The organism is Zarconia navalis LEGE 11467, from assembly GCF_015207075.1.
GTDB lineage: Bacteria > Cyanobacteriota > Cyanobacteriia > Cyanobacteriales > Geitlerinemataceae > Zarconia > Zarconia navalis.
In genome coordinates this window covers 21,357-32,734 of the sequence record NZ_JADEXN010000001.1, presented here as the reverse complement: position 1 = coordinate 32,734, position 11,378 = coordinate 21,357, and the positions used below count along the sequence as shown (strand labels likewise).

Below are 11,378 nucleotides of genomic sequence, written 5' to 3'. Positions count from 1 at the left end.
GGCAGGGGTTACCGCGAAATACACCGATAAATTTACCGTCGTGGGAGATTTGATGGCGGATGTCTCTCGATGGGCTTTAGATGAAGGTTTCGATGACAACTTAGGTATCCGTTTGGGAAAACCAGAAAATCGATCGATTTCCAAGACCTCTTCTAATGCCTCCCAACCCGATATCCCGATCGAACTTATCGGCATTCTCCCCGGCTCGAAATCCCTCAAACTGACTCAAGGTATGCCGTTGAGCTTAGCGATCGCCGAGGGCATCCACCGCGTCCGCCCTCACACCCGCTTCGTCATTCCCGTTGCCCCCACCCTAGATATCGAAACCCTCGCCCGGTTTGCCAATCCCCAACACAACCCGGCCATTCGTACCCTCGGCTGGGCAGAAGCCGAACTCAAATTCGAGGCAGACTGTTTTGGTTGCGCAGAACACACGGCCAACGCTTACTTACAAACGCGATCGGGTCTCAAGGTCTATCTGTGGACGCATACCCCCCCTTACGATGTCCTGTCCCAGTGTCGTTTATGTCTGACGACGGTGGGGGCAAATACCGCCGAACTCGGTTCCCTCGCCGTGCCGATGCTGGTTCTGCTGCCCACCCAACAACTTTCGGCCATGCGGGCGTGGGATGGATTGCCGGGTTTGCTGGTGAATCTCCCTGTTGTCGGTTCGGGAATGGCGAAATTTATCAACGGGTGCGCGTTTGTGTGGGTGAGTCGCCAAGCCGAGGACTCCCGCTTTGCCTGGCCGAATATTTGGGCGGGGAAGCAAATCGTACCAGAACTCATCGGTCGTCTGGAAACCGAAGCCGTCGCCCGTCTCGCCTGCGATTATCTCGAAAACCCAGAACGGTTAGAGGAAATGCGAAGTTGCCTGCGTCAGGTGCGGGGGAAACCGGGCGCGGCGCAAAAGCTAGCTCGATTGGTTGCAGACGTTTTAGCTTAGCTAGCGGGTTTTGTTTTTGTTTGCAATTGCTGCATCAACCAATTTGCGGCTGCGGTATTCGTGTCCTCGGCTAATCGTTCTAGGGTTTTCTCCACCAGGGCGATCGGCAAATCGGTCAATATCCGCGACATTTCGATCGTTTCATACGCACCCGCTTCAGTTAAACCGAAGGCAAACAGCCGCATTCCTTTCACGTCAATGACCCAATATTCGGCAATTCCCAAACTGGCGTAGAGTTGCTTTTGCTCGTCGAGATCGATACTCAGGGACGTATCGGCAATTTCGCCAACCAGATCCGGCAGGCGATCGCGGCTTAAAAGAATCCGGCGCGGCTCTCCCGGCTGCCATTTGGGGATATTCTCGCCTTTGTAGAGTAACAAATCTGGCACGCAGGCATGAGTTTGGGGTTTTTCGATGACACAGCGTCCGTAGGATTGCAGCACCACATCGGGATGCAGAAATGCCCAGATGAAGAAAATTGCGGTTATCAAATCGCTAAAAGAAGCGTGTCCGAGTCCTTCGGCTTCGAGATCGACCCACAGCCATCCTTTGTAAAATGCAATTTTACGCCAATCAAGATCCGAGCTATCTCTTAAGCTGCTACGCAGCTAAATCAAATAAAAGGAAAGACCCGCAAAGGATTTGGGCGAATAGACCGAATTGAAGTTCTGCGTCCTGTTGAGTGCAGTGTCTGCGGAGGAAATCTCGCAGAAGCCGCCTCGGTGAAAGTGGAAATCCAACAAGTGGCTCAGCAGAAGTGTTTGGCTCATCTACGCCGTCACTTTCTCAGATTAATTCAGCAGCCGGGACTTCACAACCGAGAGATTGGGGAAGCCTTCGTGACTCTGATTGATGAAGCCTTTCGCCACTATCGCCAATGGCAAAAGAATGGGGATGAGTCGGACTACCAACAGTGGGCACAGGGATTCAAAACTCAGGTGGAGTTGACTCTTTCTACCTGGAGTTCTGTCGCTGGAGCTATTGCTGGCAAGTTATTGCGCTCTCTCAAACAAAAAGCATCCCAATGGTGGTATTTTTTCGACCATCCTCACATCCCACCCGATAACAATCTCGCCGAAAGGTCTTTGCGCTTAGCGGTAACTAAACGCAAGGTCAGTGGTGGCTCTCGCTCTTTGGAGCGTTTCGAGCAAACGGCCCAATTGCTTAGTGTGGTTCAAACTTGTCGTTTCCAGGGACGTTCGGTGATGGATTTCTTCGTGCAAGCTCTCATGGCTGGGGCGGGTCACACCACTGAATATCCTTCCCTTATCCCAGAATTCTACACCTGAATCCTTACACTCAAAGCGATCTCGCGACGTTACCGCAGCTTAATTGAAGTCGGACTTCAAGCTAATCCTCCCCCGACTCCCGTTGCCGGAACTGCCAAAAATCGGGGTCGAGTTAAGCAAAGCCCACCCAAAAATCTACTCGACCGACTTCAAGCTCATCAAGATGCCGTCTTGGCTTTCATGTACGATCTGCGGGTTCCCTTTGACAACAATCAAGCGGAACGGGATTTGCGGATGATGAAATTGAAGCAGAAAATCTCCGGTTGCTTCCGCTCCCTTTCGGGGGCCAAAATGTTTTGCCGCATTCGGGGCTATCTTTCGACTCTCAGGAAACAGGGATTTGATGTGCTCGACTCCCTCAGACAAGTTTTTGTCGGTCATCCTGTTGTTCCTACATTGCTACCTGAGTAGTTACGTTTTTTCTTAAGTTGACACCACTGCACGGGGGCACTACCCCTACTGTTTCTTAATGGGGAATGAGGAGAATTCGGGAGCAACGAAAGCTTCTAGAAAATGGATGGGAATCGGTCGGTTGTTCTTTTCTCCCCCAGCAACGCCTGTTCCCCTAGATCTCTCCACACCCCAGCTTCCTATAGATGAGCGGTAACAACCAGACGAAGGCGACCGGATGGTGCGAGGGTTACGCCTCGGCGAACGGGTTTGATGGGTCGATCGTCGGGTAGCACTAAATCTAAGCGGGAGACAATCTTCGCGATCGCCAATTTCATTTCGTACAGGGCCAATGCCTGCCCCAAACAGCGGCGATTCCCACCACCAAAGGCATAAAACTCGTAGGGGGAATATTGCCGTTCTAAAAAGCGTTCGGGCTTAAACTGTTTGGGTTCGGGATACAAGTCTTCTCGATGGTGGGTTAGATAGATACAGGGGGCTAGCAATACATCTGGGCCGAAATGATGACCCATCACCGAAAACGACGATTTGACGATGCGAGGAAACGTAATCAGCGCCACGGGATAAATCCGCAGGGTTTCTTGGCAAATGGCATTGAGGTAAGGGGCTTTAACGATCGCCATCGGATCGGGATTTTTCCCCAAACTGGCGAGTTCCTCCCGCAGTTTTTGCCTGACGTCGGGCAGTTTGTGAATCCAATACAGCGCCCACGCTAGGGCCGTTGCCGTGGTTTCGTGACCTGCAAGCAATAGGGTAAGCAACTCGTCGCGCAGTTCGAGATCGCTCATGGCTTCTCCGTTTTCGTCCCGCGCGCACAAGAGAAGGGTCAAAATATCGGTGCGGTTCTCATCGAGGGCTGCGCGGCGTTCTCGGATTTCGGCAAATAGCAACTCATCGAGTTGTGCCTTGCGCCGCACGAAGCGACCCCAGGGACTCCACGGCCCCAAATCTCGCTGCAAGCCTCCGAAAAACAGCGAACCCGAACCCAAGGGAGACCCTGTCATATCCAGCACCGTCGTCATCAGTTGGCGAACGTTTTCGTAGCGCGCGCCTTCACTCAAACCGAAGACCACATTCAGAATCATCTTCATCGTGATATTCTGGGTGGCGGCTCGCACCGAGAAGGGTTTCCCCACCTGCCAAGAATCCATCACCTCTTGGGTAATCTTCTCGATGGTGGTGGCGTAAGTCTGCATCCGATCGCCGTGAAACGGGGGCATCATCAACTTACGCTGTTGTTTGTGGCGATCGCCGTCGAGTAGCAGCATGGACTCGCTCCCCACCAACGGTAGCAAAATCCCATTGGCTCGTCCCGAATCGAAGGTTCTCGCATCGGCACTGAGAATTTCCCGAATCGCTTGAGGATCGCTAAAAAGGACTAAGCTGAACTTTTCTCCAAAACGCGCGGTGAAGACATCACCAAATCGCTTGCGGTTGGTTTCCATGTACTTCAGAGGGCTGGACACCCACTGAAACATTTGCAATTTGGGATTGGTTGTTGGGCCTGCGGGAAGTTTCATCACGATCGCATTTGTTACTTGTAATGGGTTGTTGTTTGCGTTGAGTTCCCAAAACATAAAAGCGTCACCGACATTGAATGGCAATGCAGGCAAGTCATATTTTTCTAGTGTAACGAAATGTCAAAATCAAAATAAACCCAATCTAGCCCGGTTTATTGCTTGGAGATGTGCAATATGATTTTTTCGATCGCCCGCTTTACGTCTGTGCTACTTGGCTTCAGCTTGTTGGTAGCTTGTCAAGTCCCATCGAATTCCGAGATCGCAGCAACCCGTCCAATCGCACCGATATCCGATCGACCTACCACCAATCCGATCCTTTCTGAAGTTGAGTTCGAGCAATTGCCCACGGCGATCGCCGGTCGAGTCAAAGCCAAACTCCAGAGGGAAATCGGCGACGCTTCCCTCCAAATCGGTCGCTACAGTCGAGAAACCTGGACGGATGGCTGTCTGGGGTTGGGAGGACCGGCAGAGTCTTGTCTTGCAGCTTTAACTGAAGGTTGGCAGGTGGAAGTCATCGATACAACAACGAATAAAAGCTACTTTTACCGCACAACACTTAATGGCGATAGTATTCGCCGCTCGACTTTGAGTCATAATTTACCGCCATCGTTGCGCGATCGCATTTTTCAAACGGCGGCCAGCAGCGGTTTTGCCAACTCCGACGAACTCTACGTCATTACCGCCGAACCGCGTCTTTGGAATGGTTGCTACGGTATTCCGCCGGAGGATGGTGTTTGTACGGAAGTCGGTATTTTAGGCTGGCGCGTCGAGATCGGCGACGATCGTCAGTCCTGGGTTTACCATACCGATAACCTCGGGTCTGAAATTCGGTTGAATGAAACCGGCGAAGATAAAGAAACACCGCGATCGTTCTAAGCTCTTCACGGGTAGCCCGTGCTTGGCATGACGAACCTACAAATCGGATTTTGGCAAGGGAATAGAGCGACTTGTGAGAACGAGTCTGCCTCGAAGCGATCGGCCTGGGATTGAGAGGCGATCGATTATCGGTTGGCTCGAGGGGAAACAAAGGATAGGGGGGGAATCTTACAAAGGTTTGCTCTCCCCCCGGTCGCGCTCGCCGGTCGTTGTGCCCCCCCCTGCTCCTCCTACTATTGATTTGGAACCAAAGGCAACGCCATTTCTAAGGTACTCGTCGATTTATCTTGAACCGTTGCCGTTACGCCCAAGCTGCGAATTGAATCGAGAATCGCTTTGGCTTCGGGAGTCAGACCTGTCGCTTCAGGGGGTAGGGAGTTCACCAGGGTCATCGCTTGCTCGAAATTGGCATAGAAGTAGCCCAAATTGGTTTGGGGCAGCGTATCGGTGGACGTGGTGAAACCTTCGCTCGTGTCGAGCGGTGTGGCTGGGGTCGGAAGCATGGCATCGGCGATCGGGCCGCCAATGGCGAGCAGCAATGAATCGTCATCGAGCCAGCCATAGCCCACCAACGGGCCCGGTGAAACTTGCGGCACCGACCATTGGGTCATTTGGGTACCTTTAACATCTTTTTGCGCGATATTCACCGGTACGGGAATGCTGTCTTGGAGAACCTTACCTACTTTTTCTAGGGTTTCTTCAGCCGCCGCCCGATCGCTCGTATCGATGGTCAGCGCGCCTCCAAACCCAACATTGGCAAGGATCCCTTCTCTAGAGGGAACCAGACCCAGGGCAAATTCACCGTCCATCCAGCCAAATACCCGATCGGCATCGAGGTCGATCTGCCCGAACGTCTGGCGCACTCCATCGACGGCCTGCTTTGTTTGAGGGTCGTCTTCCGATTGCTCTACCAACTGCGACCAAATGCGACCGATACCTTGACCGCTAGCCAGGGCGATGGTCTCGGCCGGAAACTGGGCGATCGGTTTTCCAGAGGCCGGTGCGAACTCCGGTTGGGGATAGTCCGGATCGAGTTCGACCCTTGTTGTCAAGCGCAATCCCCGATCGTCGGTTCCCACACCCATAACGATCGAATCGACCTGTTCCAATTGCTTCAAGGTTTGAGAGGGCAGTTCCTGATTCTCGGGTGACTGCTCGGCCACTTGGGCGATAAACGCCCGATAGTCGGCAATGTAGAGCTGAGCGAGGGTATTATCTAACTCAGCACCGTTGCGGAGAATTTTCGCAGCTTCGGGTTGGCTGGCAAAAGACGGCTGACCTTTGGAAGTATCGATGGCTTGTTGGAGGGTTGCCAAATCGAAGGAGATGGTGACGAAATCGTCTAATACAGCGGTATAAATTGTCTCGTCGGGTTGGGAGATCTCCGAAATCGTCACCCCCTGATAGTCAATTTCGCTAACGTTCTCTCCGCCCTCCTCCTTCATCTTCTGGGCAAAGGCCAGGGCTTTGACTTTATCTTTAATACCGACGACGATCAGGGGTTGGGGTTCGCCCGCATTCTGGGCCGACTCTGCTGGGGGAACGATCGCCAACATGACATCACCCATCCACGGTTTGAGATCCGTCTCGAAATTGAGATTCGCGTCCGCTTGCAGATCTTGCTCGAAACTCTCAATGCCCTTCTTGACAATTTCCTGTGCTTCGGGCGTGCCAAATTGTTTAAGCTCGGACCAAGAGGTCGAATCCGTGGAGATATGAGCGGCCATCAGCGCCGATTCGGGAACCACTTCGGCACTCGCCATTACCCCGGCATCTCCCGTGGGTGCGCCCCGTAAAAAGAAAAAATAACCCGCAGCGGCGCCACCGGCCAAAACGGCGGCGATACCCGCAAGGGGCAAACAACCCAAACCCGATTTTTTAGTACTCTCAGACATTCAGCTTTCCTCAATGTTGGAAGACGAGCGATCGCGCGTCGGGATATCCCTTATCAATTGACGCTTGTCTAGCACGTCCATTCTAGCTAAACCGATCGTCTGTCTCCTGGGAAGTTGGGTGGGTCGCTCGATCCCGCACAAACGGGTTACCCTGAAGAGAATAGGGGGGGGCGACCCGCAAAAGAACTGGCGCCATTATATTGTTTTCTCATCGACAAACCCCTCTACGCACTCATATTTCACGTTACTTCTGGTACGATGTCTGACGCTTATTTTTCTTACGCCTATTCTGATGACGATCGCAACGGTTCTCGATCTTTCGAGCTGCCGGGGGCACGACCGCATTATACGCCCGACCGCCCCGGACAAGTGGAGCATATTTTTCTCGATTTGACTCTCGATATTCCCAAACATCAGTTTTGGGGGCGGTGTCTGATTCGTCTCAACCCCGTCCGCAGCGGAATCGATCGCCTGGTACTCGATGCGGTGAATCTCGAGTTCGAGCCGGTACGAGTGGGGGGTGTTGCCCAAGACTTCGACTACGATGGCGAACAATTGCACGTCCGATTAACCGAACCCACTACCGCCGGAGTTTCCATCACTCTGGAGATTGCCTACAAAGTCGATCGACCGCAACGGGGATTGTACTTCATCGAACCCGACGAGGATAACCCCGACAAACCCGTACAAGTCTGGACTCAGGGGGAAGATGAAGATTCCCGGTTTTGGTTTCCCTGTTTCGACTATCCCGGACAACTGGCCACTTCGGAGATTCGAGTACGGGTTCCCAAAAAGTTTTTTGCCCTTTCTAATGGGGAACTTATTAGTGTCGAAAAAGTTGGCGACCACAGCAAAGATAAAATCTATCACTGGCATCAAAAGGAGGCACACCCCACTTACCTGATGACCCTAGCGGTGGGGGATTTTGCCGAAATTGAAGATCGGTGGAACGACAAACCCGTTAATTACTACGTGGAGAAGGGACGAGAAGAAGATGCCCGCCGCAGTATGGGCAAAACGCCCCAGATGATTGAGTTTTTCTCCGAAAAATTCGGCTATCCCTACCCCTTCCCCAAATACGCCCAGGCTTGCGTGGCAGATTTTATTTTTGGGGGGATGGAGAATACCTCGACAACGCTGCTCACCGATCGCTGCTTGCTCGACGAACGGGCGATGGTGGATAATCTGCGTACCGAGATGTTGGTGGCTCACGAACTGGCTCACCAGTGGTTTGGGGACTTGGTGGTCATCAAGCATTGGTCTCACGCTTGGATTAAAGAGGGAATGGCTTCCTACTCCGAGGTGCTGTGGACCGATCGCGAATATGGGGCAGATGATGCGGCATACTATCGCCTCCAAGAAGCCCGCAGCTATCTCAGCGAAGACAGCAGCCGCTACCGCCGCCCCATCGTTACCCACGTTTACCGCGAACCCATCGAATTGTACGATCGCCACCTGTACGAAAAGGGTTCGTGCGTCTATCACATGATTCGCGCCCAGTTGGGAGATGAGTTGTTTTTCGAGGCGATCGCTACTTTCGTCCGCGACAATGCCCACAGCACGGTGGAAACGGTGGATTTACTGCGAGCGATCGAAAAGGCGACGGGACGCAATTTGACCTTCTTGTTCGATCAGTACGTCTATCGCGGCGGACATCCCGATTTCGAAGTCGCCTACTCTTGGGATGGGGATAGCAATCTGGCGAAAGTGACGGTGACGCAAACCCAAGCCAAAGAAGGGAATACTCCCAACGATCGCGATTTGTTCGATCTCAAAATTCCGATCGCCTTTGGGTATATCTGCGATGGGGAAGAACCGACCCTAAAAACCTTCAACGTCCGCGTTTACCAAAAAGAACAGAGTTTCTACTTCCCCCTCGAGGAAAAACCGCAATTTGTCAGTTTCGATGCGGGCAACCACTTCCTCAAAACCGTGAAGTTGAGCTATCCCCTGCCGGAACTCAAGGCCCAACTCAAATCCGATCCCGACCCGGTTTCGCGAATTTACGCCGCTAAGGCGATCGCTAAAAAAGGCGGTTTGGAGGCGATAAAAGCCCTAGCTAAAGCCCTGAAAAAGGATAAGTTTTGGGGCGTGCGGGTGGAGGTTGCAAAAGCCCTAGCGACGGTGAAACTCGATGGGGCGTTCGACGGACTCGTTGCCGGACTTAAAGATACCGAAGCCCGAGTGCGCCGCGCCACCATCGAATCCCTGGCTCAAATCAAAACCCACACCAGCTACAAAGCCATCAAACCCTTCGTCACCGACGGCGATGCTAGTTATTACGTCGAAGCTGCCGCTGCTCGTGCCATCGGCTCGATCGCGGCGGCGAATCCCGATGGCAAGCCCAGTACCGAAAAAGTTCTCAAGCATCTAAAAACCGTCTTGGAGAAAAAAGCCGGATGGAATGAAGTGGTGCGCAGCGGGGCGATCGGGGGGTTGAGTCAGCTCAAAACCTCCGAAGATGCACTCGGTCTGATTTTAGAATACACCGAACCGGGTACGCCCCAAGCGTTGCGCTTAGCGGCGATTCGCGCCCTGGGCAGCATCTCCACCGGGCAAACCCCAGCCAATGTCGATCGCATTTTAGAGCGTTTGTCGGCTTTGGCTGGAGAAACCTTCTTCCTGACACAGGTGGCGGTGGTGGCATCCCTCAAACAAATGGAAACTCCCAAAGCCATGGGAATTGCCCGCACGCTTGCCGAACAAACTGCTGACGGACGGGTGAGTCGCATTGCCGAAGAAGCGATCGGTAAAATTCAGAAAAACATCGGTTCCGATAAAGCGGTGACGCAACTTCGCAGCGAACTCGATCGAGTCAAGAAGGACAATCAGGAACTTCGGAGTCGGTTGGAAAACTTGGAGGCAAAAGCCAAGAAATCCTAGGACGGGTTGTGAATTTGCGAGTTCTATCTACTTCCTGACTCCCGCTCGTCTTTTTAGCTTAAATGCGATCGCCTCCCTCGAAAAAGAAAGGCGATCGCATTTAAGTATCGTGTTGGGATAACGATCGAAAAAATGACCTGAAACTCAAAAAAATGGGACGTTTAATTATGATGCAGAACTTACGCACAGCCTGTGCCATCGCATAATTAGCCGGGAGCGAGTTCGCCTATCCCTTAAACGTGTCGCCAATCCGCTTCATCGCTTCTTCGACATTGTCCCGACTGTTAAACGCTGAAATTCGGAAATAGCCCTCCCCGGCAGCCCCAAAGCCAGAACCGGGAGTTCCCACGACATTCGCCGCTTGCAGCAATTTATCGAAGAAATCCCAACTCGTCAGACCATTTGGAGTTTTGACCCAAACGTAGGGGGCGTTGACTCCGCCATAAACGCTGAGTCCGGCTGCGGTAAGGCGATCGCAAATTATCTTCGCATTCTCTAGATAGAAACCGACGAGTTGGGCAATTTGCGCTTGTCCTTCGTCCGAATATACCGCTTCCGCCCCGCGCTGGACGATATAAGAAACCCCATTAAATTTAGTGGACTGGCGGCGATTCCACAGCTTCCACAGTTCCACATCCGACCCGTCGGCAGAAGCAGCCGTCAGGGTTTTCGGCACCACCGTATAAGCGCAGCGGGTTCCGGTGAAGCCGGCATTTTTAGAAAACGATCGAAATTCGATCGCGCAATCTCGGGCCCCTTCAATTTCATAGATGGAGTGGGGCAAATCTGCGTCGGTAATAAAGGCTTCGTAAGCCGCATCGAAGAAAATAATCGAGTCGTTGGCTTTGGCGTAATCCACCCAGGCTTTGAGGTGGCTTTTACTCGCCGTTGCCCCGGTGGGATTGTTGGGGAAGCATAAATAAATCAGATCGACTTTTTCGGTGGGAATCTCGGCGGTGAAGTCGTTTTCGGCAGTAATGGGCATATACACCAACCCGCCGTATTTGCCCCCATCGTTGGCGGTTCCGGTATTGCCCGCCATCACGTTGGTATCCACGTACACGGGATAGACCGGATCGGTCACGGCGATCGTGTTATCTTTGCCAAAAATATCGAGAATGTTGCCCGTATCGCATTTTGCGCCGTCGGAGACGAAGATTTCCGAGGCATCGATCTCGCATCCTCGTTTCTGGAAGTCTTGCGCGGCAATCTTCTCTCGCAGCCAACCGTAGCCCTGTTCGGGGCCGTATCCTTTGAAGGTTGCCCGATCGCCCATTTCCTCCACTGCCGTCTTCATCGCCGTGCGACAGGCTTGGGGGAGAGGTTCGGTGACATCGCCAATACCGAGTTTGATAATGGGTGCGTTGGGGTTAGCGATTGCAAATGCATTCACCCGTCGGGCAATTTCAGGGAAGAGATAACCGGCTTTGAGTTTGAGATAGTTGTCGTTGATGGTTGCCATAGTAGATTGCGACGAACGCCGTTGAAATACGTTAAAACCCGATCGACTGACAAATATTTTGGAGGCGGTTTAAATCTCGCAGATGGGATGAGTCGC

Annotated in this window: 7 protein-coding genes and 2 pseudogenes; 5 read left to right on the top strand and 4 right to left on the bottom strand. The window is 52.7% G+C overall.

Annotation, left to right across the window (positions count from 1 at the left end; translation table 11 throughout):
• Positions 1-946 (top strand): glycosyltransferase family protein (locus IQ235_RS00135; protein WP_264319465.1); only part of this gene is annotated, 946 nt, incomplete at its 5' end.
• Here the strand turns inward: IQ235_RS00135 and IQ235_RS00130 are convergent.
• Positions 943-1,509, bottom strand: coding sequence for a Uma2 family endonuclease (locus IQ235_RS00130; protein WP_264319467.1), 567 nt, complete (start codon positions 1,507-1,509; stop codon positions 943-945). The two genes, IQ235_RS00135 and IQ235_RS00130, sit on opposite strands and share 4 nt — an antisense overlap.
• Before the next feature lie 174 nt (positions 1,510-1,683).
• Here IQ235_RS00130 and IQ235_RS00125 point away from each other — a divergent pair.
• Positions 1,684-2,235: pseudogene (locus tag IQ235_RS00125) on the top strand (IS66 family transposase); the annotation flags it as partial.
• Between the two features lie 27 nt (positions 2,236-2,262).
• A pseudogene (locus tag IQ235_RS00120) lies at positions 2,263-2,646 on the top strand (IS66 family transposase); the annotation flags it as partial.
• Positions 2,647-2,825: 179 nt separating this feature from the next.
• On the opposite strand, the gene IQ235_RS00115 reads toward IQ235_RS00120, so the two are convergent.
• Positions 2,826-4,250, bottom strand: coding sequence for a cytochrome P450 (locus tag IQ235_RS00115; RefSeq protein ID WP_319592528.1), 1,425 nt, complete (start codon positions 4,248-4,250; stop codon positions 2,826-2,828).
• Positions 4,251-4,340: 90 nt separating this feature from the next.
• On the opposite strand from IQ235_RS00115, the gene IQ235_RS00110 reads away from it, so the two are divergent.
• Complete coding sequence (locus IQ235_RS00110; RefSeq protein WP_264319464.1) at positions 4,341-5,042, top strand: DUF8738 domain-containing protein; 702 nt, start codon at positions 4,341-4,343, stop codon at positions 5,040-5,042.
• A gap of 233 nt (positions 5,043-5,275) precedes the next feature.
• On the opposite strand, the gene IQ235_RS00105 is transcribed toward IQ235_RS00110, so the two are convergent.
• Positions 5,276-6,937, bottom strand: coding sequence for a DUF3352 domain-containing protein (locus IQ235_RS00105; RefSeq protein WP_264319463.1), 1,662 nt, complete (start codon positions 6,935-6,937; stop codon positions 5,276-5,278).
• A 258-nt stretch (positions 6,938-7,195) separates the two neighbouring features.
• Here IQ235_RS00105 and IQ235_RS00100 point away from each other — a divergent pair, with 258 nt between their 5' ends.
• Positions 7,196-9,820 (top strand): M1 family metallopeptidase, encoded by a 2,625-nt coding sequence (locus IQ235_RS00100; RefSeq protein WP_264319462.1) that lies wholly within the window; start codon positions 7,196-7,198, stop codon positions 9,818-9,820.
• Between the two features lie 226 nt (positions 9,821-10,046).
• On the opposite strand, the gene IQ235_RS00095 is transcribed toward IQ235_RS00100, so the two are convergent.
• Complete coding sequence (locus tag IQ235_RS00095; RefSeq protein WP_264319461.1) at positions 10,047-11,282, bottom strand: LL-diaminopimelate aminotransferase; 1,236 nt, start codon at positions 11,280-11,282, stop codon at positions 10,047-10,049.
• Positions 11,283-11,378: the final 96 nt, after the last annotated feature.